This window comes from Streptomyces sp. NPDC052043, from assembly GCF_044548235.1.
Classification (GTDB): Bacteria; Actinomycetota; Actinomycetes; order Streptomycetales; family Streptomycetaceae; genus Streptomyces.
In genome coordinates this window covers 102443-125401 of the sequence record NZ_JBIUBT010000009.1, presented here as the reverse complement: position 1 = coordinate 125401, position 22959 = coordinate 102443, and the positions used below count along the sequence as shown (strand labels likewise).

The 22959-nt window shown below is 72.2% G+C and carries 17 protein-coding genes and 1 tRNA gene; 7 read left to right on the top strand and 11 right to left on the bottom strand.

The window, feature by feature from the left end:
* Window positions 1-7 precede the first annotated feature (7 nt).
* Both ACIHCX_RS22920 and ACIHCX_RS22915 read right to left on the bottom strand, forming a co-directional pair.
* On the bottom strand, window positions 8-682 hold the full coding sequence (locus ACIHCX_RS22920; protein ID WP_400032277.1) for a TetR family transcriptional regulator: 675 nt from the start codon (window positions 680-682) through the stop codon (window positions 8-10).
* Window positions 679-1686 (bottom strand): acyl-CoA desaturase, encoded by a 1008-nt coding sequence (locus ACIHCX_RS22915; RefSeq protein WP_400032275.1) that lies wholly within the window; start codon window positions 1684-1686, stop codon window positions 679-681. The genes ACIHCX_RS22920 and ACIHCX_RS22915 overlap by 4 nt, the downstream gene beginning before the upstream one ends.
* A gap of 290 nt (window positions 1687-1976) precedes the next feature.
* Here ACIHCX_RS22915 and ppc point away from each other — a divergent pair, with 290 nt between their 5' ends.
* Window positions 1977-4706: a phosphoenolpyruvate carboxylase gene (ppc, locus tag ACIHCX_RS22910; protein ID WP_400032273.1), complete on the top strand. Its 2730-nt coding sequence runs from the start codon at window positions 1977-1979 to the stop codon at window positions 4704-4706.
* A gap of 71 nt (window positions 4707-4777) precedes the next feature.
* On the opposite strand, the gene ACIHCX_RS22905 is transcribed toward ppc, so the two are convergent.
* From ACIHCX_RS22905 to ACIHCX_RS22880, 6 genes are all read right to left on the bottom strand, one after another.
* A complete protein-coding gene (locus ACIHCX_RS22905) occupies window positions 4778-5284 on the bottom strand; it encodes a hypothetical protein (RefSeq protein WP_400032271.1) in 507 nt (168 codons plus the stop codon).
* 52 nt (window positions 5285-5336) lie between these two features.
* A complete protein-coding gene (pth, locus tag ACIHCX_RS22900; RefSeq protein ID WP_400032269.1) occupies window positions 5337-5939 on the bottom strand; it encodes an aminoacyl-tRNA hydrolase in 603 nt (200 codons plus the stop codon).
* Window positions 5940-6018: 79 nt separating this feature from the next.
* Window positions 6019-6606: a 50S ribosomal protein L25/general stress protein Ctc gene (locus tag ACIHCX_RS22895; protein WP_400032267.1), complete on the bottom strand. Its 588-nt coding sequence runs from the start codon at window positions 6604-6606 to the stop codon at window positions 6019-6021.
* Window positions 6607-6794: 188 nt separating this feature from the next.
* Window positions 6795-7769 (bottom strand): ribose-phosphate diphosphokinase, encoded by a 975-nt coding sequence (locus ACIHCX_RS22890; RefSeq protein ID WP_225074797.1) that lies wholly within the window; start codon window positions 7767-7769, stop codon window positions 6795-6797.
* Between the two features lie 97 nt (window positions 7770-7866).
* The gene (gene glmU / locus ACIHCX_RS22885; RefSeq protein ID WP_400032264.1) at window positions 7867-9315 is read right to left on the bottom strand and encodes a bifunctional UDP-N-acetylglucosamine diphosphorylase/glucosamine-1-phosphate N-acetyltransferase GlmU; all 1449 of its coding nucleotides are present in this window, start codon (window positions 9313-9315) and stop codon (window positions 7867-7869) included.
* A 128-nt stretch (window positions 9316-9443) separates the two neighbouring features.
* Window positions 9444-9516: transfer RNA gene (locus ACIHCX_RS22880), tRNA-Gln, on the bottom strand.
* Between the two features lie 238 nt (window positions 9517-9754).
* On the opposite strand from ACIHCX_RS22880, the gene ACIHCX_RS22875 reads away from it, so the two are divergent.
* Window positions 9755-11131 (top strand): sensor histidine kinase, encoded by a 1377-nt coding sequence (locus ACIHCX_RS22875; protein ID WP_400032262.1) that lies wholly within the window; start codon window positions 9755-9757, stop codon window positions 11129-11131.
* Window positions 11132-11208: 77 nt separating this feature from the next.
* On the opposite strand, the gene ACIHCX_RS22870 is transcribed toward ACIHCX_RS22875, so the two are convergent.
* Window positions 11209-11727: an SUKH-3 domain-containing protein gene (locus ACIHCX_RS22870; RefSeq protein ID WP_400032260.1), complete on the bottom strand. Its 519-nt coding sequence runs from the start codon at window positions 11725-11727 to the stop codon at window positions 11209-11211.
* A gap of 98 nt (window positions 11728-11825) precedes the next feature.
* The gene (locus ACIHCX_RS22865) at window positions 11826-12341 is read right to left on the bottom strand and encodes a YwqJ-related putative deaminase (protein WP_400032258.1); all 516 of its coding nucleotides are present in this window, start codon (window positions 12339-12341) and stop codon (window positions 11826-11828) included.
* 312 nt (window positions 12342-12653) lie between these two features.
* Between ACIHCX_RS22865 and ACIHCX_RS22860 the strand changes: the two genes are divergently transcribed.
* The 3 genes from ACIHCX_RS22860 to ACIHCX_RS22850 all read left to right on the top strand — a co-directional run bounded on the left by ACIHCX_RS22860 (window position 12654) and on the right by ACIHCX_RS22850 (window position 17502).
* Window positions 12654-13673 carry an SMI1/KNR4 family protein gene (locus ACIHCX_RS22860; RefSeq protein WP_400032256.1) on the top strand — a complete coding sequence of 340 codons (1020 nt, stop codon included), beginning with the start codon at window positions 12654-12656 and terminating at the stop codon, window positions 13671-13673.
* 8 nt (window positions 13674-13681) lie between these two features.
* Entirely contained in the window at window positions 13682-16411 is a 2730-nt protein-coding gene (locus ACIHCX_RS22855; RefSeq protein ID WP_400032254.1) for an SUKH-4 family immunity protein, read from the top strand.
* Window positions 16412-16584: 173 nt separating this feature from the next.
* A complete protein-coding gene (locus ACIHCX_RS22850; RefSeq protein ID WP_400032252.1) occupies window positions 16585-17502 on the top strand; it encodes a cellulose-binding protein in 918 nt (305 codons plus the stop codon).
* Here the strand turns inward: ACIHCX_RS22850 and ACIHCX_RS22845 are convergent.
* On the bottom strand, window positions 17492-18985 hold the full coding sequence (locus tag ACIHCX_RS22845) for an MFS transporter (protein ID WP_400032250.1): 1494 nt from the start codon (window positions 18983-18985) through the stop codon (window positions 17492-17494). The two genes, ACIHCX_RS22850 and ACIHCX_RS22845, sit on opposite strands and share 11 nt — an antisense overlap.
* 418 nt (window positions 18986-19403) lie before the next feature.
* Here ACIHCX_RS22845 and ACIHCX_RS22840 point away from each other — a divergent pair, with 418 nt between their 5' ends.
* Window positions 19404-20192, top strand: coding sequence for an ABC transporter ATP-binding protein (locus ACIHCX_RS22840; protein WP_400032248.1), 789 nt, complete (start codon window positions 19404-19406; stop codon window positions 20190-20192).
* Window positions 20189-22768 (top strand): ABC transporter permease, encoded by a 2580-nt coding sequence (locus ACIHCX_RS22835; protein ID WP_400032246.1) that lies wholly within the window; start codon window positions 20189-20191, stop codon window positions 22766-22768. The genes ACIHCX_RS22840 and ACIHCX_RS22835 overlap by 4 nt, the downstream gene beginning before the upstream one ends.
* The last annotated feature ends 191 nt before the right edge of the window (window positions 22769-22959 follow it).

The following is a 22959-nucleotide window of genomic DNA, read 5'->3' as shown; positions in this document are numbered from 1 at the left end:
CCCGGCGCTAGCACTTGCGGTGCCCGATCAGCCGGGGCCGCGGCTCCAGGCCGTCGAGGCCGTGCCAGGCCAGGTTCACCAGGTGGGCCGCGACCTCCGCCTTCTTCGGTCGGCGGACGTCCAGCCACCACTGGCCGGTCAGGGCGACCATGCCGACCAGGGCCTGGGCGTACAGCGGGGCCAGCTTGGGGTCGAAGCCGCGGGACTTGAACTCGCGGCCCAGGATGTCCTCCACCTGGGTGGCGATGTCGGAGATCAGGGAGGCGAAGGAACCCGTCGACTGGGGGATGGGGGAGTCGCGGACCAGGATGCGGAAGCCGTCCGTGTACTCCTCGATGTAGTCCAGCAGGGCGAAGGCCGCCTGCTCGCACAGCTCACGGGGGTGCCCGGCGGTCAGCGAGCCGGTCACCATGTCCAGCAGGCGCCGCATCTCGCGGTCCACCACCACCGCGTACAGGCCCTCCTTGCCGCCGAAGTGCTCGTACACCACGGGCTTGGAGACCCCGGCCTTGGCCGCGATCTCCTCCACCGAGGTGCCCTCGAAACCCTTCGCCGCGAACAGCGTGCGACCGATCTCCAGCAGTTGCTGGCGGCGCTCGGCACCGGTCATACGGGTACGGCGCGTGCGCCGCGGCTTGTCGTTGCTGGGGGTGCTGGAGTCGGTCGCCACGCTGTCAATCATGCCGCCTCGGCGGTCTTCCTCCGGCGGCGGGAGTCGCCCTCCCCGTCGTTGCGGCGGGAATCGATACGCGAGCGTGACGGCCAGCGCACGTCGGAGGCCCAGCCGAGCTGTTCGAACCAGCGGATGATCCGGGCCGAGGAGTCCAGCTGGCCGCGCTCCACCCCGTGCCGGGCCGAGGTCGGGTCGGCGTGGTGCAGGTTGTGCCAGGACTCGCCGCAGGACAGGATCGCCAGCCACCACACGTTGCCCGAGCGGTCCCGCGACTTGAACGGGCGCTTGCCGACCGCGTGGCAGATGGAGTTGATCGACCAGGTCACGTGGTGCAGCAGCGCCACCCTGACCAGCGAGCCCCAGAAGAACGCGGTGAACGCGCCCCACCACGACATCGTGACCAGGCCGCCGATCAGCGGCGGCAGCGCCAGGGACAGCGCCGTCCACAGGATGAACTGGCGGGAGACCGTCCGCAGGGTCCGGTCCTTGATCAGGTCCGGGGCGTACTTGTCCTGCGGCGTCTGCTCCTCGTCGAACATCCAGCCGACATGGGCCCACCACAGGCCCTTCAGCAGCGCCGGAATCGTCTCGCCGTACCGCCACGGGGAGTGCGGATCGCCCTCGTGGTCGGAGAACTTGTGGTGCCTGCGGTGGTCGGCGACCCAGCGGACCAGGGGTCCCTCGACCGCCATCGACCCCGCGATCGCCAGCGCGATCCTCAGGGGCCGCTTCGCCTTGAACGAGCCATGTGTGAAGTGCCGGTGGAAACCGATCGTGATGCCGTGGCAGCCGAGGAAGTAGAAGAAGACCAACAGGCCGAGGTCCAGCCAGCTCACCCCCCAGCCCCATGCCAGCGGCACCGCGGCGAGCAGTGCCAGGAACGGAACGGTGATGAAGAGCAGCAGCGTGATCTGCTCGATCGAACGCTTCTGCTCCCCTCCCAGGGTGGCGGAGGGAAGTGAGGTGTCGGTCGCCTTCGGGGCGTCGTCGATCACATCGGAGCTTGTGGACATGGGCGTCCCCTGTGGGGTCGAGGGTCGAGACGGGTTGTCGGGTCAGGGAACCGGTCAGCTCCCTACGGTTCCGTAACCTACGGCGTCGTAAGTATGGCAGCGCGTCGCGCCGCGGCAAGAGCCCCTAGCCTGCGCGTCCCCCGCGACACCTAGACTTGGAGGCGGTCGGACAGCGCGGTCCGCTCTGAAGAATTCCTTCCCGGACACCTGGCCCGTAAGCGGCGGCAGCCGCGCGGTACCCGTCCGGGTTCCCCTCCCAGTCGTGCTTCAACCCGCAAGGAGCCGCACCTGTGAGCAGTGCCGACGACCAGACGACGACCAGCGCCGAGCTGCGCGCCGACATCCGCCGATTGGGTGACCTCCTCGGAGAGGCCCTGGTACGGCAGGAAGGCCCCGAGCTCCTCGACCTGGTCGAGAAGGTCCGCCGCCTTACCCGAGAGGACGGTGAGGCCGCCGCCGAACTGCTGCGCGGCACCGAACTCGACACCGCGGCCAAGCTGGTCCGCGCCTTCTCCACCTACTTCCACCTGGCCAACGTCACCGAACAGGTGCACCGCGGACGCGAACTGCGCGCCCGGCGGGCCACGGAGGGCGGTCTGCTCGCCCGCACCGCCGACCGCCTCAAGGACGCCGACCCCGAACACCTGCGCGAGACCGTCCGGCACCTCAACGTCCGCCCGGTGTTCACCGCCCACCCCACCGAGGCCGCCCGCCGCTCGGTGCTCAACAAGCTCCGGCGCATCGCCACGCTCCTGGAGGCCCCGGTCGTCGAGTCCGACCGCCGCCGCCTGGACACCCGGCTGGCGGAGAACATCGACCTCGTCTGGCAGACCGACGAACTCCGCGTCGTCCGCCCCGAACCCGCCGACGAGTCCCGCAACGCCATCTACTACCTCGACGAACTCCACGCCGGCGCCGTCGGCGACGTGCTGGAGGACCTCACCGCGGAACTGGAGCGCGTCGGCGTCAGGCTGCCCGACGACACCCGCCCCCTCACCTTCGGCACCTGGATCGGCGGCGACCGCGACGGCAACCCCAACGTGACGCCCGAGGTCACCTGGGACGTGCTGATCCTCCAGCACGAGCACGGCATCAACGACGCCCTCGACACGATCGACGAGCTGCGCGGCTTCCTGTCCAACTCGATCCGCTACACCGGCGCCACCGACGAGCTGCTCCAGTCGCTCCAGGCCGACCTGGAGAACCTGCCCGAGATCAGCCCCCGCTACAAGCGGCTCAACGCCGAGGAGCCCTACCGGCTCAAGGCCACCTGCATCCGCCAGAAGCTCGTCAACACCAAGCAGCGCCTGGCCACCGGCACCCCGCACGAGATCGGCCGCGACTACCTCGGCACCGCCGAACTCCTGCGCGACCTGCGGATCATCCAGGCCTCGCTGCGCGAGAACCGCGGCGGCCTGTTCGCCGACGGCCGGCTGGGCCGCACCATCCGCACCCTGGCCGCCTTCGGCCTCCAGCTGGCCACCATGGACGTCCGCGAGCACGCCGACGCCCACCACCACGCCCTCGGCCAACTGTTCGACCGGCTCGGCGAGGAGTCCTGGCGCTACGCCGACATGCCCCGCGAGTACCGCGCCAAGCTGCTCGCCAAGGAGCTGAGGTCCAGGAGGCCGCTGGCCCCCACCCCGGCCCCCGTCGACGCGGCGGGCGCCAAGACCCTCGGGGTCTTCGAGACCGTCAAGCGGGCCCTGAGCGTCTTCGGGCCCGAGGTGATCGAGTCGTACATCATCTCCATGTGCCAGGGCGCCGACGACGTCTTCGCCGCCACCGTCCTGGCCCGCGAGGCCGGCCTCGTCGACCTGCACGCCGGCTGGGCCCGGATCGGCATCGTGCCGCTGCTGGAGACCACCGACGAGCTCAAGGCCGCCGACACCATCCTGGAGGACATGCTCTCCGACCCGTCCTACCGGCGCCTGGTCGCGCTCAGGGGCGACGTGCAGGAGGTCATGCTCGGCTACTCCGACTCCTCCAAGTTCGGCGGCATCACCACCAGCCAGTGGGAGATCCACCGCGCCCAGCGCCGCCTGCGCGACGTCGCCCACCGCTACGGCGTACGCCTGCGGCTCTTCCACGGCCGCGGCGGCACCGTGGGCCGCGGCGGCGGCCCCACCCACGACGCGATCCTCGCCCAGCCCTGGGGCACGCTGGAGGGCGAGATCAAGGTCACCGAGCAGGGCGAGGTCATCTCCGACAAGTACCTGATCCCGTCCCTGGCCCGGGAGAACCTGGAACTGACGGTCGCGGCGACCCTCCAGGCCTCCGCCCTGCACACCGCCCCGCGCCAGTCCGTGGAGGCGCTGGCCCGCTGGGACGCCGCGATGGACGTGGTGTCCAACGCCGCCCACGCCGCCTACCGCAGGCTCGTCGAGGACCCCGACCTGCCGGCGTACTTCTTCGCCTCCACCCCCGTGGACCAGCTCGCCGACCTGCACCTGGGCTCGCGCCCCTCGCGCCGCCCGGACTCCGGCGCCGGACTCGACGGACTGCGCGCCATCCCCTGGGTGTTCGGCTGGACCCAGTCCCGGCAGATCGTGCCCGGCTGGTTCGGTGTGGGCTCCGGCCTGAAGGCGCTGCGCGAGGCGGGCCTCGACAGCGTGCTCGACGAGATGCACGGACAGTGGCACTTCTTCCGCAACTTCATCTCCAACGTCGAGATGACCCTCGCCAAGACCGACCTGCGCATCGCCCAGCACTACGTCGACACCCTCGTGCCCGACGAGCTCACGCACGTCTTCGACACCATCCGGGCCGAGCACGAGCTGACCGTGCGCGAGGTGCTGCGCATCACCGGCGAGAGCGAACTCCTCGACGCCCAGCCCGTGCTCCGGCAGACCTTCGCCATCCGCGACGCCTACCTCGACCCGATCTCCTACCTCCAGGTCACCCTGCTCAAGCGGCAGCGTGACGCGGCGGCGGCCGGCCAGGACCCCGACCCGCTGCTCGCCCGGGCCCTGCTGCTCACGGTCAACGGCGTGGCAGCCGGCCTGCGCAACACCGGCTGATCCGCGCGGAGGTGCCCCCGGGGCCGTACGAAGGTCCGTACGGCCCCGGGGGCACCCTCACGCCCGGCGGCTCACAACGCCAGGAACGCCGCCGTCAGCAGCGCGATCCCCGACCCGGCCAGCACCCACGCCGCGCGGGTCTGCCGCAGCCCGCCGGCCACGACCACCGAGGCCAGCAGCAGCGCACCGCCCAGCGGGGCCCACGCGTACAGGATCCCGGCCGGGCCCGAGCGGAGCACCTCGTCCGTCCCGGGCTTCACGACGACGCTGTAGGTCTGCCCCTTGCGCACCGCCGCGGTGTGGTGGATCACCACCCGGTCGCGGGCCGTCGACCCCGTCGAGACCGGTGTGTACGGCCCGGTGCAGGTGCCGCCGTCGCATCGCGTCACCTCGACGGTGCCCTGTTCGCGTCCCTTGGTGAGCATCACGTACGGCGCGGTGGTCCAGGAGGCCCACACCCCGGCGATCAGGATCAGCACCGCGACCGTGCCCATGGCCGCGACCCGTCCGAACCGGAGTGCGACCAAGGAGGCCTGGCGGGAACGAGTGGCGGTGGCGGCAGACATGGCCGGGATCATTGGCCATGCCGCTACGACCGGTCAACTCCTGGGCGTGCGGTGGGGGGACAAGTCAGGAGTTGTACGCGCTTTGCGCCCGCTCCAGACCCTCCGCCAGCAGACACTCCACCGAGTCGGCCGCCCGGTCCACGAAGTAGTCCAGCTCCTTGCGCTCCGCGGCCGAGAAGTCCTTCAGCACGAAGTCGGCCACCTGCATACGGCCCGGCGGGCGTCCGATCCCGAACCGCACCCGGTGGTAGTCCTGACCCATCGCCTTCGTCATCGACTTCAGCCCGTTGTGGCCGTTGTCGCCACCGCCCAGCTTCAGCCGCAGCACGCCGTAGTCGATGTCCAGCTCGTCGTGCACCGCGACGATGTTCGACAGCGGCACCTTGTAGAAGTCGCGCAGCGCGTTCACCGGCCCGCCGGACAGGTTCATGAACGACATCGGCTTCACCAGGACCACCCGGCGGCTCGCCGGTCCGGGGGGACCGATCCGCCCCTCCACCACCTGCGCCTGCGCCTTGCCCGCCCGCTTGAACCGGCCCCCGATCCGGTCGGCCAGCAGATCCACCACCATGAACCCGACGTTGTGCCGGTTCATGGCGTACTCCGGTCCGGGATTGCCGAGGCCGACGATCAGCCAGGGCTCGTTCGCGGAGGTCGTCACGTCCATGTCTCCTCATTACGCGTCATACGCGCCGGCCGCCGCCCCCCGAGGGAAGCGGCGGCCGGCGCGGCGACGACGGTCGGGCTCAGGCCTGCGCGGCCTCTTCGCCTTCCTCGCCCGTGGGCTCCTCGGCCTGCGCGGCCAGCACCTGGAGCACCGCGGCGTCCTCCTCCACGGCCAGCTTCACGCCGTTGGGCAGGTTGATGTCCTTGGCGAGGATCGCGTCACCGGCGGACAGGCCGGCCACGGACACGGGCAGGGTGTCCGGGATGTGCGTGGCCTCGGCCTCGACCGGCAGCGCGGTCAGGACGTGCTCCAGCAGGTTGCCGCCCGGGGCCAGCTCGCCCTCGGCGACGACCGGGATCTCGACGACGACGCGCTCGCCGCGCTTGACCATCAGCAGGTCCACGTGGACCAGGTGGCCCCTCAGCGGGTCGCGCTGCACGGCCTTCGGGATCGCCAGCTCGTTGCTCTTGCCGTCGATGTCCAGCGACAGCAGGACGTTCGGCGTACGCAGCGCCATCAGCAGCTCGTGACCCGGCAGCGTCAGGTGGATCGGCACCATGCCGTGCTCGTACAGCACACCGGGAACCTTGTCCTCACGGCGGATACGGCGCGCGGCACCCTTGCCGAACTCGGTACGCGTCTCGGCGGCGAGCTTCACCTCGGACATGCTCTTCACTCCTCGTAGAAGTACACGGAAAACGGTCGGGGTCACCCGGCCACGAACGGCCTGCTACGAAGAGCGCGTCGATAACGGATCGCCGTACCACGAGAACGAGTACGGCCTCCCTCGCCGAGCAACTGGGGCAGTCTACTCGGACCGGGAGGCCGGACCCAAAACGATCTGGGGTCTGATCCCTACTGCTCGTCGAACAGGCTCGTCACCGAGCCGTCCTCGAACACCTCGCGCACCGCACGCGCGATCGTCGGCGCGATGGACAGCACCGTGATCTTGTCCAGTTCCAGCTCGTTCGGCGTCGGCAGTGTGTCGGTGAACACGAACTCGCTCACCTTGGAGTTCTTCAGCCGGTCCGCCGCCGGACCCGACAGCACCCCGTGCGTCGCGGTCACGATCACGTCCTCCGCGCCGTGCGCGAACAGGGCGTCCGCCGCGGCGCAGATCGTGCCACCGGTGTCGATCATGTCGTCCACCAGGACGCAGATGCGGCCCTTCACGTCGCCGACGACCTCGTGGACCGTGACCTGGTTCGCCACGTCCTTGTCACGCCGCTTGTGCACGATCGCCAGCGGCGCGCCCAGCCGGTCGCACCAGCGGTCGGCCACCCGCACGCGGCCGGCGTCCGGGGACACCACCGTCAGCTTCGAACGGTCCACCTTGTTGCCCACGTAGTCCGCCAGCAGCGGCAGCGCGAACAGGTGGTCCACCGGCCCGTCGAAGAAGCCCTGGATCTGGTCCGTGTGCAGATCCACGGTCAGGATGCGGTCGGCACCCGCGGTCTTCATCAGATCCGCGATCAGGCGCGCCGAGATCGGTTCACGTCCCCGGTGCTTCTTGTCCTGCCGCGCGTAACCGTAGAACGGCACGATGACCGTGATGGAGCGGGCCGACGCGCGCTTCAGGGCGTCGATCATGATCAGCTGCTCCATGATCCACTTGTTGATCGGAGCGGTGTGGCTCTGGATCAGGAAGCAGTCCGCGCCGCGGGCCGACTCCTGATACCGCACGTAGATCTCGCCGTTCGCGAAGTCGAACGCCTTCGTCGGGACGACCCCGACACCCAACTCGTGGGCGATTTCCTCGGCAAGCTCGGGGTGGGCGCGGCCGGAGAAGAACATCATCTTCTTCTCGCCGGTCGTCTTGATCCCGGTCACAACAGTGTCTCCTCAGCGGGTGTTCGCAGCGTGGTGGAGCGTGGTGGGGACGTGTGCACTTATCACGGTACGCCGTCTTTGGCGTGCCGGTTTCCGGTCAGGCTTCGCCCTCCGGCTGTCCGGATACCGCCTCAGCCGCCTTGGCCGCCGAGCTTCCCGGACGCTTGCGGGCCACCCAACCCTCGATATTCCGCTGCTGGCCGCGGGCCACGGCCAGCGAACCGGGCGGCACGTTCTTCGTGATCACGGACCCGGCGGCGGTGTAGGCGCCGTCCCCGATCGTGACAGGAGCCACAAACATGTTGTCCGAACCGGTCTTGCAGTGCGAGCCGACCGTCGTGTGGTGCTTGTTCTCCCCGTCGTAGTTCACGAACACGCTCGCCGCGCCGATGTTCGTGTACTCGCCGATGGTGGCGTCGCCGACGTACGACAGGTGGGGAACCTTGGTCCCCTCGCCGATCGAGGCGTTCTTCGTCTCGACGTACGTACCCACCTTGGACTTCACGCCGAGCCGCGTGCCCGGCCGCAGGTACGCGTACGGCCCCACGGAGGCCTGCGGGCCCACCACGGCGCCGTCGGACACCGTGTTGTCCACCCGCGCCCCCGCGCCGACCCGGGTGTTCGTCAGCCGGCTGTTGGGGCCCACCTCGCAGCCCTCACCGAGGCGGGTCGTCCCGTGCAGCTGCGTGCCCGGGTGCACGACGACGTCCTGCTCGAACGTCACCGTCACGTCGATCCAGGTGGTCGCGGGGTCGACGACCGTGACACCCGCGAGCATCGCGTGGGTCAGCAGACGGTCGTTGAGGATCCGCCGCGCCTCGGCCAGCTGCACCCGGTTGTTGATCCCGGCGATCTCCCGGTGGTCGCCGGCCACGCAGGCGCCGACCCGGTGCCCGGCCTCGCGCAGGATGCCGAGGACGTCCGTGAGGTACTCCTCGTGCTGGCTGTTGTTCGTCCGGACCTTCCCCAGCGCGTCGGCGAGCAGCCGCCCGTCGAACGCGAACACCCCGGAGTTGATCTCCCGGATCGCCCGCTGGGCCTCGGTGGCGTCCTTGTGCTCGACGATCGCGGTCACCGCGTCCGTACCGGCGTCGCGCACGATCCGGCCGTAACCGGTGGCGTCCGGCACCTCGGCGGTGAGCACGGTGACGGCGTTGCCGCCCTCCTGGTGCGCGGTGGCGAGTCGCTGGAGGGTCTCACCGGTGAGGAGGGGGGTGTCACCGCAGACGACGATCACGGTCCCGTCGACGGGCCCGCCGAGCTCCTCGAGCCCCATCCGGACCGCGTGCCCGGTGCCCTTCTGCTTCTCCTGCACGGCGGTGCGGACCGCGGAGTCGACCTCGGCCAGGTGCTCGGTCACCCGCTCCCGCGCGTGCCCGACCACCACGACGAGGTTCTCCGGCTGCAACTCGCGTGCGGCGGCGAGCACATGACCCACCAGTGACCGGCCGCAGATCTCATGCAGAACCTTGGGTGTGGCCGACTTCATACGGGTGCCCTCACCCGCTGCGAGAACGACGACGGCTGCCGGGCGAATGGCGCTCACGGGATGCCCTTCGGCTGTGGATGGGTGGGGGTGGACATCCGCAGGATACCGGGGTGGTTGTGGGCGACTACGAGAGCGGGTCCCGGCCCGTGGGGGCGGGACCCGGAGCAGGACCGTGTGTGCCGAAGCTCCCCCGCAAGGATTCGAACCTTGTCCTGCTGGTACCAAAAACCAGTGTGCTGCCAGTTACACCACGGGGGACAGCGCTTCAGACCTTACCGGAGACGTGTCCGGGTCCGGGCCACGATTCCGTTCCGCCGGCCCCCGCGACGAGCCCGCGATCCGGAGGGAAGGTCCGCTTCCGGGATCGAACGGGACATGGTTCAGCAGTTCGAGGGATACCGGCTGGTTCAGCTGCTATTCGATTACGGAGTGTGCTGCTGTCCGGTCCCCGGAACTCACCGGAAATGCCCGGGCCGGCGCCCGTAGGCTGGGGGCCATGACCACGACGGGGGAAGACCACGAGGCGGTCCCGACCGGGCCGCCATGGTGGTGGGCGCGCTGGCGCAGCGCGGCGCTCGACGGGGGGCTCGCGTTGGTGTCCGCCCTGGAGTGCGGGGCCGAGGGCGTGCCGTTCGCCCGGGACGCGGGGATCCCGGCGTCGCTGGGCATCGTGTTCGGCGTGCTGACCGGGTCCGTGCTGCTCGTCCGGCGGCGGTGGCCGATCGCCGTGGTGCTGGTGGCGATCGCCGTCACGCCGGCCCAGATGGGCTTCCTGATGGGCATCGTCGGGCTGTACACCCTGGCGTCGTGCGAGTTGCCGCGCCGGGTGATCGCCGCGTTGGCCGGGATGTCCCTGGTCGGGACGATGATCGTGACGTTCGTGCGGGTGCGCCAGGACATGGCGCGCGGGGATCTGACCCTCGGTAACTGGTTCGTGCCGTTCGCCGCGGTGACCACCTCGCTCGGGTTGACGGCCCCTCCTCTTCTTCTCGGCCTGTACGTCGGGGCCCGGCGGCGGCTGATGGAGAGCCTGCGGGAGCGGGCGGACAGCCTCGAGCGGGAGTTGCAGCTGCTTGCGGAGCGGGCGGAGGAGCGGGCCGAGTGGGCCCGCAACGAGGAGCGCACCCGGATCGCGCGGGAGATGCACGACGTGGTCGCGCACCGGGTGAGTCTGATGGTGGTCCATGCCGCCGCCCTGCAGGCCGTGGCCCGCAAGGATCCGGAGAAGGCGGTGAAGAACGCGGCCCTGGTGGGGGACATGGGGCGGCAGGCGCTGACCGAGCTGCGGGAGATGCTCGGCGTGCTGCGCAGCACGGAGGGGCCCGCCCAGGCCCAGGTTCAGGCCCAGGCCCGGGTGCCGTCGCAGGCGGAGGCGCCGGAGCAGGGCGCGTCCCGGGCGCCCAACGCCGTGCCGCTCGCCGCGGTGGGGGCCGCCGCGGCGGCCGCGGCCTCGCGGGCCGCGGGCGGCGCACCCGAGGGGCCGTGCCTGTCGGAGCTGGACGAACTGGTCGGGCAGTCCGCGGCCGCCGGGATGGTCGTGGACCTCTCGGTGCAGGGCACGGCCCGCTCGTACGCGGCCGAGGTCGAGCAGACGGCGTACCGCGTGGTGCAGGAGGCGCTGACGAACGTCCACAAGCACGCGGCGGGGGCGAAGACGTACGTGCGGCTGGCGCACCGGTCGTCGGAGATCGCGATGCAGGTGGAGAACGAGCCGCCGCCCGAGCTCGCCTCGGCCTCCGCGGCGGGGCTGCCGTCGGGCGGGAACGGACTGCTCGGGATGCGGGAGCGGGTCGTCGCGCTGGGCGGTGTGTTCGTGTCGGGGCCGACGGACGCGGGCGGCTTCCGCGTGTCGGCGGTGATCCCGGCGTCGTGACGCCTCTTCCGCCCGGCGCGCGACGAGGGGTGCGCCGTTGGTACCGGTGTGCGGCCCCCTGGTGAGCCCTGCGGTGCTCAGCCCGTGGTGAGCCGTACGGGTTCCGTGCCGGAGACGAGGGCCGACAGGGCCTGGTCGATGCCGGGGCCGAGGTACCAGTCGCCGGTGTGGTCGAGGGCGTAGACCCGGCCCTCGCTGTCGATGGCGAGCAGGGACCCGCTGTCGGTCTCGGCGCCCAGAGGGCAGACCTCGGTGTCCAGGGCGCGGCCGAGGTCGCCGAGGGTGCGGGCCAGGTGGAGGCCGTGCAGCGGGTCCAGGTCGAGGACGGCGGGGGCGATCCGGCGGCCGGCGCCGGTGGGCGTGACGCGCAGGCCGCCGAACTCCGCCCAGGCCTCAACGGCGGCGGGGAACACGAAGTGGTGGTGACCGGCGGGCGAGAGGTGCTCGCGCAGGGCGTCGGCCCACACCTCGGCCTGCTTTATGTCCCAGCGCCCCGGTCGCCAGCCGGCGGCGCGCAGTGCGGCGTCGACGGGTTCGGGGAAGCGTGCCGGGGTTCCCCCCTGCTCAGGAGGGAAGGAGGCGTGGTCGGTGTGCATCTGCCCTTCGTTCGTGGATCGTGCCGCGGCGGGTGGTGCCGCGGCGGGTGGCGCGGCCGGGTTCGCGGCGGCCGCGGTCGGGGGCGCGATCGGGCGGGTCAGCCCTTCGGGGCGGTCGGGTCGACGACGCGGACGCCGAAGTGGGCGCTGAGCGCGGCGCAGGCCCGGCAGGGGCCGGCGAAGCTGCCGTGCAGGGGGTCGCCGTCCTCGCGGATGCGCCGGGTGGTGAGCTTGGCGTGTTTCAGGCTCTTGCGGGCCTCGCCGTTGCTCATGGGTTTGCGGGCGGCACGTTTGCTGCGGGCGGCGTCGACGGCGGTGATGTGCCGGGAGATCAGGACGGTCTCGGCGCAGCGGCCGGTGAAGCGGTCGCGCTGGGCACTGGTGAGGGCGTCGAGGAAGTCCTGGACGAGAGGGTGCAGGGCGGGCGGCTCCTCACCGCGGGCGGCGGTGCCGGTGAGGGTGGCGCCGCGCACGGAGAGGGCGGCGGCGACGGTCGGCAGGATGCCGTCGCGGCGGTGGCGGAGCGTGGGGGCGTGCGGAGTCTCGGCGCTGCTCCAGCCGACTCTGGGGTCGCCGGAGGCGCTCGTGTGCGGTCCCGCCTGCGTCGCGTTCATGATCGTTTTTCCCTCCCGTGCATCCCCCGGAAACTCACAGAGTGCCAAACCGCGGGGCCGCTGCGGAAGCTGGGGCGGTGTGAGACACCCCGTCCGGGGCAGTGCGTCACTGGAGGGTGACGGCTGGTCACGGCGGGGCCAGGTCGGTGGGTGGCGGCCCGGTGACCGGTGACGTCGTACCGCATAGGCTGTCGGCACGCCGCGATCCGCGCGGTGGACGCGTTGGAGAGAAGTAGGGATACGGGCTTCGGCGGGGCGGACCAGCGAGCCGGTCGCCGTGGGCCGTACAGAGTGCCGCAGGGGGCAACAGCCATGACGACAGGTCGGCTCGGGCTTGGGGTACCACCCGGCCGCCAGGCTGGGGGACAGGCCGCGCCGCCGAACGCGGCCTATGCCGGGCAGGTCGTGCACTTTCCGGATCCGGTCCGGGCCGCACGTCACCCGAGAGGGGTGCGGGTCGACGACCGCGGTTTCCCCGACTTCTCGCCGTACGCGCGGGCCGCGGTGGAGATCGCGGAGCCTCCGCAGGGGTTCGGGGTCGACGAACTGCGGCTGACGGACTACGTGTCCGCGAACGCGGCGATGGCGGTGTCGGGGCACGAGCTGTGGGACACGGTCCCCCACGTGGCGACCCCGCACGGCTGGACGTGGCACCACGTGGCCGGCTCCCGGCGTCTGGAACTGGTCCCGGTGGAGGTGAAGGCGCTGCTGCGCCACCACGGCGGGATCGCGACCGCGAACGTCGACCAGAACAAGCGGGGCACCCGCCCGTTGCAGGAGACGCGGCCGGCGCACTTCCGGCTGCCGAAGTCGGGTGCCGCGGTGTCGGAGCAGCAGGTGCAGGGGGTCGAGGAGGACCTCGGGTACCGGCTGCCGGGCGCCTACCGCTCGTTCCTGAAGGCGGCGGGCGGCTGCGCGCCCGTCGGGACCGCCCTGGACGCGGAGTTGGGACTGCTGGTCGACCAGCCGTTCTTCACGGTCCGCGAGGAGGCCGCGGTCAACGACCTGGTGTACGTCAACAAGTGCCTGCGCGACCATCTGACCAAGGACTACCTGGCCGTCGGTTTCGTCCAGGGCGGACTGCTCGCCGTGAAGGCGAAGGGCGAGCGGACCGGTTCGGTGTGGTTCTGCGCGTACGACGACGCGCGGGACGTGGATCCGTCCTGGCCGCAGGCGGAGCGGGTGCAGCGGCTGCTGCTGCCGTGCGGTGAGGACTTCGACGCGTTCCTGTCCCGGCTGGCGGGTTCGCCGCCGGAGTTGGAGACGGTGGCGAACCTGATGGTGGACGGCGGTTTCGCCCGTGCCGTGGCCGTCCCGTCGGTGGGGGAGTGAGTCGAGCGATGGTGACGTTCGCGCAGGCGCAGGAGCGCGCCGAAGAGTGGATCAACGGTGACGTGCCCGCGTACCAGCACCGCGAGGTGCGGGTACGGGAGTTCGAGCTGGGCTTCGTGGTGTGGGCCGAGGACCGCGAGGGCGGCCCGCGCCTGGACGGTGGCGCGCAGCGGCTCGTGATCGCCCGGGACAGCGGGGAGGCCACGCTGTGGCCCGCGCTGCCGGTGGGCGAGGTGGTCCGCCGGTACGAGGAGGAGTACGGCCGGGTCGAGCCGGTCGCCGACGTGGCGCCGGCGCCCCCGGCGCGGGTGGACCTGAACCAGACGTCGTTCCTGCTGAGCCCGCCGGAGTGGCTTCAGGAGGCGGCGGACCGGATGGGCATTCCGGACCGGCGCGGCGACACGGGCACGGGGGGCGGCGCGGCGTCCGGGAGCGGTCAGCTCCCTCAGACGCAGGCCGGGGTGCCGGTGGGCGCCTCCGCGGACGCGGGCACGGGCGCTCCGGGCGCACCGGGCACGCCGGCCGGGGCGACCCCGTGGGCGGGTACGGACACCAACGCCGACACCGGGGACGACCGTTCCGTGCCGCTGCCGGCGACCGTGTTCGCGCCGCCGCTGAGCGGCTCCGACGACGACACCCCGCCGCCCTTTGCCCCGTCGGATGCCAAGACGGCGCTGATGACGGGCGGCAGCGCGCTCCCGCGCACCACGGTCGCCCCGTCGCTCGGCGACCCCAACGGACCGGTCCCACCGGGCACTTCCCCCACCCCGGGCGCCCCGCAGGGGAGCACGCCGCCGCCGTCGGGGCCGGCAAGTGATGCGGGCTACGGGTATCCGCAGGGGCCGGGCGGACCGGGTACTCCGCCTCCGCCGCCGGGCGCGGGGCCGGGCGCGCCGGGTACCCCGGCCGCTCCGGGTACTCCGCTGCCGGTGCCGGGTGCCCCCGGTGCTCCGGGCACTCCGCCGCAGGGGCCGGGTGTCCCGGGCACCCCGCCGCCGGGTGCGCAGGTGACGGACGGCGGTGCCGGGCAGGCGCGGGCGCTCGCGCCCAATGCCGGTGACATCGCCGACGCCGCGACCAGCAAGGCGGCGCCTCCGCCGCGCCGTGGGGGCGGTGCGACCACGCCTCCGCCGCCGGGCGCTCCGGGCACGCCGGGTGCGCGGCCGGGCGATCCGTCCACGCCGCCCCCGTCGGGCACCGCCGGCGGCTACGTGCCGACCCAGCTCGTGTCGTCGCTCGGCCCCGACGGGCCCGAGGGCCTCACCGGTCCGGGCGCACCCGGCGGCACGCCCCCGGGCGGCGTCCACCACGCCGCCACGATGCTCGCCGACCCCGGCCAGAGCAGTGGGGGCATCCCGCACCCGCCGGCTCCGCCCGGCGCCCCGGGTGCCTCCGGCGCGCCGCAGCCGCCGACGCCCCCTGGGACTCCGGGTACTCCTGGCGTCCCGGGCGCCCCCGGTACGCCGCCGGGTGCCCCGGGCATGCCCGCCGCCCCCGGCGCTCCGGGAGCCGTGCATCGTGCGGAGACGATGCTGGCCGCACCTGTCTCGGGCGGCCCCCACATGCCTCCGCCGCCACCGGGAGCTCCCGGCGTCCCGGGTGCCCCCGGGGTGCCCGGCGTGCCTCCGGGCACCCCGCCGCCCATGCCGCCGGGCGCGGTGCCCATGCCGCCGGGCGCGGTGCCGCCGCCGGGACAACCGCCCGTTCCGGGTCAGGCCGTTCCGGGGCAGCAGCCGCCGGCCTACGGCTACCCCCAGCAGGGGCAGCCGACCGTCGGGCCCGGTTACCAGGCCGTGTTGCGCTACCGCGCGCACGACGGCTCCGAGCAGCAGCTGATCCGGCGCTCCGCGCCCGGCACGCCGCACCCGGAGTGGCAGATCTTCCACGAGCTGCGGGCCATGAACGTGCCGCCGGACCGGGTCCTGGAGCTGCACACGGAGCTGGAGTCCTGCCAACTGCCGGGCGCGTACTGCGCGCGGATGATCCGCGAGCAGTGGCCGCAGGCCCGCATCGCATCCATCGCCCCGTACGGTACCGACCATGCGAGCCGCCAGCAGGGCATGCAGCAACTGCTCGCACATCAGGGTGAGTTGCACCAGGTGGCGGACGGGCCGGCCCGTCCGGGTCCGGTCCGTGCGCCGCTGCCGCCGGTGCAGCCGGTGCCGCCGATCCCCCCGGAGGGGATCGCGCAGGAGCTCGCGGCGGCGTTCGGGCCGGGCGTGTTCCGGTTCGAGCAGGCGGCGGTCTCCCGGCAGGGCGTGCCGCCCGTCGTGGCGCACACGCTGGTGGTGGCGGGGCTGCCCATCGACATGGGCCCGTTCTTCTGGGCGCAGGCCCAGCCGGGGCGCCCGGTGCCGACGCTGGCGGAACTGGCGGCCGAGCGCGGGGTGCAGCCGGCGTCGGACGCGGGTTCCTACCTCGTCATGGGCAGCGACTTCGGCAAGGCGATCTGCGTGCAGTACGGCACGGCGAACATCGTGGCGGTCCCCGTGGAGGCGGGGCCGGGCGGTGCGCCCGTGGCGCCGCAGTTCGTGAACACCGGCCTGCCGGAGTTCGCCCGCTGCCTGGCGCTGCTCGGCCGGATGTGGCGGCTGCGGTTCGGCCTGAACCAGGAGCAGGCGGGCCGCTGGACCGTCGACTTCCAGGCCCAGTTGGCCGAACTCGACCCGGCGGCGCTCGGTTCGCCCGAGAGCTGGTGGTCGGTGCTCCTCGAGCAGATGTGGGACGGCCTGCTGTGAGCGCGTGAGCTAGTGGGTGTTCGGCGCGGAGGGCCGGACCCGGTCGTGTGACCGGGTCCGGCCTTTTGCGTTCGAGGCCGGCCAACGGCTGCGCCCGGAGTGTCGCGTTATGAACATTTCCGCCCAATCCCTCAAGATGTGCGCGAAATCACCGACGCGGAGAGGGGTCCAGGATGGGCAGCGCACCGATGTCGCTTCACGGTTTCGTGGTCGTACGGGGGCGTGGCTACCGCCCCGATCAGGTGAACGCCTTCGCGGACGCCCTCTCCGACGACCGGGACGTCGCCTGGGAGCGAGCCGCGCGACTGACCGTCCTGGCCAGGAACATGGAGGCGGAACTCGCGGTCCTGCGGGAGAGGGTCACCGGGCTCGGCGAGCAGACCTACGAGTCGCTGGGCGAGGGCGCCCGGCGGCTGTACGGGCTGGGGCTCGAGGAGGCGCGGGCGGTCCGGGAACGGGCGCGGCAGGAGGCGGACGAACTGCTGGAGACGGCGCGGACGTACGCGGACGGTGTGCTTCGGGACGCGCGGGCGCGCGCCGACGCCGTGCGCGCCGAGGCGGACGAACGGGCCCGGCAGCGGCTCCTCGTGGCCCGGGCGGAGGCCGACGACATCCGGATCGCGGTGCGGCGCGAGGTGAAGGAGTCCCGCGGCGAGGCGCTGGCGGCGCTGCGGGAGATGCGGCAGCGCACGTCCGGGATGCTCACCGAGCAGTCCCGTGAACACGCCGACGCACTGGTCGAGGCGGAGCGGGAGGCGGCCGAGCGCGAGGCCGTGCTGGAGGCGGAGCACCCCGAACGGATGGCGGCCGCCCGGACGACGCTGTCCGAGGCGGAGCGGGCCCTCGCCGACGCGCGGGAGGCGGCGCGGCGGGAACCCGAGGAGGCGGCGGCGCGGGCGGCGCGGATGCTGGCCGAGGCGCGGCGGCGGGCCGACCGGATCGCCCACGAGACCGAGCTGGTCCTGCGCGAGCACGGCGAGGTGTGGGACGGCGTACGGGCCCAGATGGACACCGTGCAGGACAGCATCACGGTCCTGAAGGAAGGCGCGTGGGCCGAACAGTGCCCCGCGGCCGGCCGGCTCACTCCTTGAGTACCGGGAAGCGGCGCGGCGCCAGGAGCAGCAGCACCGTGAACGCCAGCGCCGCCGCGCACCCCGCTCCCACGTACACCGTGTGGACCGCGTCCGCGATGGCCCGCCGGGTGGCCTCGGGCGCGGTGCCCGAACCCAGCGCCCGGGTCACCGAGTCCAGGTCGCTCGCGCCGCCGAGGCGCGCGGCCAGCACCCCGTTGGCGACCGCGCCGAAGACGGACGCGCCGAGCGTCTGGCCGGTCTGGCGGCAGAAGAGGACGGAGGCGGTGGCCGTGCCCCGCTCCGACCACCCCACCGTCGACTGGACGCCCACGATGAGGGGGAGCTGGAACAGGCCGAGGGCCGCGCCCAGCACCAGCATCAGCGCGGTGGGCTGCCAGGCCGCGCCCGGGTAGGGCAGGAAGGGGAAGGCGAACAGGATCAGGGCCGCCGCGCCGATGCCGAGCATGGCGGTGTTGCGGAACCCGATCCGCCGGTAGACGTGCTGACTGAGCGCGGCCGACACCGGCCAGCTCAGGGTCCAGACCGACAGGACGAAACCGGCGGCCACCGGCGCCAGGCCGAGCACCGACTGGGCGTACGTCGGCAGGAAGACCGTGGGGGCGACCATCAGCAACCCCAGGGCGCCCAGGGCGAGGTTCACCGCGGCGATCGTCCGGCGGCGCCACACCCAGCCCGGGAGGATCGGATCGGCCGCCCGCCGTTCGATCACCACCACCAGGGCGGCCAGCGCGAGACCCGTACCGAACAGGGCGAGCGACGGCGCCGACAGCCACGGCCACGCCACCCCGCCCTGCACCACCGCGGTGAGCAGGACACCCGCGCACGCGAACACCGCCAGCGCGCCCGCCCAGTCGACGCGCGGCCGGGATCGTGGCTCCCGCTCGGGCTCGCGCAGGTGGCGGACGATCAGCCACAGGGCCACGGAGCCGATCGGAAGGTTGACCAGGAAGATCCAGCGCCAGTCGGCGTAGGCGGCCAGGACGCCACCCAGGGCCGGTCCGGCGATCGCCGACACCGCCCACACCGTGGACAGCTTCGCCTGGATCTTCGGGCGCTGCTCCAGCGGGTACAGGTCGGCGGCGAGAGTCTGGACGGTGCCCTGCAACGCGCCGCCGCCCAGGCCCTGGACGACCCGGAAGGCGATCAGCGCGCCCATGTTCCAGGCGCCGGCGCACAGCAGGGAGCCGACGAGGAAGACGACCGCGCCCGCCACGAGCACCGGTTTGCGGCCGAAGGTGTCGGACAGCTTGCCGTAGACGGGCAGAGTCACCGTCACGGCCAGCAGGTAGCCCGAGAACAGCCAGGAGAACACGGAGAAGCCGCCCAGGTCCCCGACGATCTGCGGTACCGCCGTCGACACGATCGTCGAGTCGAGCGCGGCGAGCGCCATGGCCAGCATGAGCGCGGCGACGACCGCGCCCCGCCGGTCGGTCGCGCCGGGTCGAGCGGCCTGCCGTGTCGCGGGTTCGGTGCTGCCCACGCGGATCCTTTCCCCCTGCATCCATCTGCCTCGGACAGCTTCCCACTTGAGCGTCCCGCGGCGGGAGGGCGGAGGCCGAGGGGGCCGGGAGGAGGAGGCGACCCTGAGAAGGGGTCCACCCGTGGGGGGAGGCCCCCTAGGGGAAGCTCCGTACCCGGGGTCGGGGAGGGTTCGTACCGACGGAGGACGAGCGGGGGCGGGGGCGGTCCTTAATCTGGCTTTACGCCGCGGGGAGCCGGTACGCCGGAGTGGCGGGGGTGGGGTTTTCCCCCGGAGAAGACTGCGCTGAGCACCAGCGCGCCGGACACCCCCCGTCGAGCAGACTCATCGGCGTACCGAGGCGCACGACGTACACACCCACTTCGCACGTGACGCACCACCGGACGCTTCACCACCGGACCGACATAGGAGACTTGACGTGACAACGGCTGTGACCATTCCCAGGCACGGGGGTACTGGAGGGACTACGGCCGTCGCCGCGCGGGCGCGGCAGGTCGTGAAGGCGTACGGGGCCGGGGAGACCCGCGTCGTCGCCCTCGACCACGTCGACGTGGACATCGCCCGCGGCCGGTTCACCGCGATCATGGGCCCCTCGGGCTCCGGCAAGTCCACGCTGATGCACTGCCTCGCCGGTCTCGACACCGTGACGAGCGGGCAGATCTTCCTGGACGAGACCGAGATCACCGGGTTGAAGGACAAGAAGCTCACGCAGCTGCGCCGGGACCGGATCGGCTTCATCTTCCAGGCGTTCAACCTGCTGCCCACGCTGAACGCGCTCGAGAACATCACCCTGCCCATGGACATCGCCGGCCGCAAGCCGGACCGGAAGTGGCTGGAGCAGGTGGTGGAGACCGTCGGTCTCGCGGGACGGCTCGGGCACCGGCCCAACCAGCTCTCCGGGGGCCAGCAGCAGCGCGTCGCCGTGGCCCGGGCCCTGGCCGCCCGGCCCGAGATCATCTTCGGTGACGAGCCGACCGGCAACCTGGACTCCCGCGCGGGCGCCGAGGTGCTGGGCTTCCTGCGCCGGTCCGTGGACGAACTGGGCCAGACGATCGTGATGGTCACGCACGACCCGGTGGCCGCCTCCTACGCCGACCGCGTGCTGTACCTCGCCGACGGCCGGATCGTCGACGAGATGAACCAGCCGACGGCCGATCAGGTCCTGGACCGGATGAAGGACTTCGACGCCCGGGGGCGTACGTCATGACCGTCCTGAAGACCTCCCTGCGCAACTTCTTCGCGCACAAGGGACGGATGGCGCTGTCGGCGGTCGCCGTGCTGCTGTCGGTGGCCTTCGTGTGCGGCACGCTCGTGTTCACCGACACCATGAACACGACGTTCGACAAGCTGTTCCAGGCGACGGCGTCGGACGTGACGGTCAGCGCCAAGGGATCGTCCGACACCGGTGAGACCACCTCCCGCACCGGCAGGCCGCCGGTCATGCCGGGCTCCCTGCTCGCCGAGGTGCGCGGAACCCAGGGCGTGCGGGCGGCGGAGGGGGCGGTGTTCTCCACCTCGGTGACCGTCGTCGACGCCGACAAGGACAAGCTGTCGCCCAGCAGCGGCGCGCCGACCATCGTCGGCAACTGGACCGACAACGACGCCCGCACCATGAAGATCACCTCCGGCGCGGCGCCCAAGGGCCCGGACCAGATCATGGTCGACGCCGACACCGCCGACAAGCACCACCTGAAGCTGGGCGACGAGATCGGTGTCATCACCGCGGTCGGCACCCACCGCGCGCACGTGTCCGGCATCGCCACCTACACCGTCACCAACCCCGGCGCGGCGATCTTCTACCTGGACACGAAGACCGCCCAGCGGACCCTGGTCGGCCGGACCGGCGTCTACACGAGCGTCAACGTGACGGCCGCCAAGGGCGTCACCGACGAGCAGCTGAAGAAGAACGTGTCCGCCACGATCGGCGCCGGCTACAAGGTGCAGACCGCCAAGGAGGTCGCCGACGCCAACCAGAAGGACATCGAGAGCTTCCTGAACGTGATGAAGTACGGGATGCTCGGCTTCGCCGGAATCGCCTTCCTGGTCGGCATCTTCCTGATCATCAACACCTTCTCGATGCTGGTCGCCCAGCGCACCCGGGAGATCGGCCTGATGCGCGCCATCGGCTCCTCCCGCCGCCAGGTCAACCGGTCCGTGCTGGTCGAGGCGCTGCTGCTGGGCGTCGTCGGCTCCGTGCTCGGCGTCGGGGCGGGCGTCGGCATCGCGGTCGGCCTGATGAAGCTCATGGGCCAGATGGGCATGCACCTGTCCACGGACGACCTCACGGTCGCCTGGACCACCCCGGTCATCGGCCTGGTCCTCGGCGTGGTCGTCACCGTCCTCGCCGCCTACCTGCCCGCCCGGCGGGCCGGCAAGGTCTCCCCGATGGCCGCCCTGCGCGACGCGGGGACCCCGGCCGACGGCAGGGCCGGAACCGTACGGGCCGTCGTCGGCCTGGTCCTCACCGGCGCCGGCGCCGCGAGCCTGTACGCCGCGGCCACCGCCGGCAAGGCCACCGAGGGCTCGGGGTGGCTGGGGCTCGGCGTGGTGCTCACCCTGATCGGCCTCGTCGTCGTCGGCCCGCTGCTCGTGGGCGGCCTGGTGCGCGTCCTCAGCGCGGTCCTGCTGCGGATCTTCGGCCCGATCGGGCGGATGGCCGAGCGCAACGCGCTGCGCAACCCGCGCCGCACCGGCGCCACCGGCGCCGCGCTGATGATCGGACTGGCCCTGGTGGCCTGCCTGTCGGTGGTCGGCTCCTCGATGGTCGCCTCCGCCACCGACCAGCTCGACAAGACCGTCGGCACGGACTTCATCATCCAGAGCGACAACGGCGAGGTCATCACCCCGCAGGCGGTGAAGGCCGTGAAGGACGCCCCGGGCCTGGAGCGGGTCACCGAGTACAAGCTCGTGGACGTCTCCCTGACCACACCGGACGGCCGCACCGCCAAGAAGGAGATGATCAACGCGGCCGACCCGACCTACGCCCAGGACCTGCGCACCAAGACGGTCGAGGGCACGCTCGCCGACGCCTACCGGGCCGACTCGATGTCCGTCCCCGAGGGCTTCGCCAAGAAGCACGGCGTCAAGCCGGGCTCCACGATCGAGGTCGGGTTCAAGGGCGGCACGACGGCCGAGCTCACGGTCCGCGCGATCACCAGCGACGACGGCCTGATCGACAACGGCGCGATGTACGTCTCGATCGCCACCGCCGCGAAGTACGTGCCCGCCGACCGGATGCCGCTCGACCTGCTGCTCTTCGCCACCGCCAAGGACGGTCAGGAGACCGCCGCGTACCAGGCGCTCAAGTCCGCGCTGCACGACTACCCGCAGTACACCGTGCGCGACCAGACCGACTACAAGGAGGAGCTGCAGAACCAGATCGGCCAGCTGCTCGACATGGTCTACGCCCTGCTCGCCCTGGCGATCATCGTCGCCGTCCTGGGCGTGGTGAACACCCTGGCGCTGTCAGTGGTCGAGCGGACGAGGGAGATCGGCCTGATGCGGGCGATCGGCCTCTCCCGCCGCCAGCTGCGCCGCATGATCCGCCTGGAGTCCGTGGTGATCGCCCTGTTCGGCGCGCTGCTGGGCCTGGGCCTGGGGATGGGCTGGGGCGCGACCGCCCAGAAGCTGCTCGCCCTGGAGGGCCTGAAGGTCCTGGACATTCCCTGGCCGACCATCATCGGCGTCTTCGTCGGCTCGGCCTTCGTGGGCCTGTTCGCCGCCCTGATCCCGGCCTTCCGGGCGGGCCGGATGAACGTACTGAACGCGATCGCGACGGAGTAGCGAGCGCGGCGCGATGCCTCCGTGGACGGGGGTCACGGGGAACCCGGTGCCGGGAAGTCAGGGGGACTTCCCGGCACCTGGCGTGTGCCGGAAGGGCCGGCGGGGCCGCGACCAGGGTTGTCCACAGCACCCGCGAGCCGTCCGCCCGGCGGCGTACGCTGAAGGAATCCCCGGCCCGCCGCACGAGTCGG

Coding starts and splice junctions, on each gene's coding strand:
- ACIHCX_RS22920 (WP_400032277.1), bottom strand. CDS start 682: ATGATTGACAGCGTGGCGACCGACTCCAGCACCCCCAGCAACGACAAG.
- ACIHCX_RS22915 (WP_400032275.1), bottom strand. CDS start 1,686: ATGTCCACAAGCTCCGATGTGATCGACGACGCCCCGAAGGCGACCGAC.
- ACIHCX_RS22905 (WP_400032271.1), bottom strand. CDS start 5,284: ATGATCCCGGCCATGTCTGCCGCCACCGCCACTCGTTCCCGCCAGGCC.
- pth (WP_400032269.1), bottom strand. CDS start 5,939: ATGGACGTGACGACCTCCGCGAACGAGCCCTGGCTGATCGTCGGCCTC.
- ACIHCX_RS22895 (WP_400032267.1), bottom strand. CDS start 6,606: ATGTCCGAGGTGAAGCTCGCCGCCGAGACGCGTACCGAGTTCGGCAAG.
- ACIHCX_RS22875 (WP_400032262.1), top strand. CDS start 9,755: ATGACCACGACGGGGGAAGACCACGAGGCGGTCCCGACCGGGCCGCCA.
- ACIHCX_RS22870 (WP_400032260.1), bottom strand. CDS start 11,727: ATGCACACCGACCACGCCTCCTTCCCTCCTGAGCAGGGGGGAACCCCG.
- ACIHCX_RS22865 (WP_400032258.1), bottom strand. CDS start 12,341: ATGAACGCGACGCAGGCGGGACCGCACACGAGCGCCTCCGGCGACCCC.
- ACIHCX_RS22860 (WP_400032256.1), top strand. CDS start 12,654: ATGACGACAGGTCGGCTCGGGCTTGGGGTACCACCCGGCCGCCAGGCT.
- ACIHCX_RS22855 (WP_400032254.1), top strand. CDS start 13,682: ATGGTGACGTTCGCGCAGGCGCAGGAGCGCGCCGAAGAGTGGATCAAC.
- ACIHCX_RS22850 (WP_400032252.1), top strand. CDS start 16,585: ATGGGCAGCGCACCGATGTCGCTTCACGGTTTCGTGGTCGTACGGGGG.
- ACIHCX_RS22835 (WP_400032246.1), top strand. CDS start 20,189: ATGACCGTCCTGAAGACCTCCCTGCGCAACTTCTTCGCGCACAAGGGA.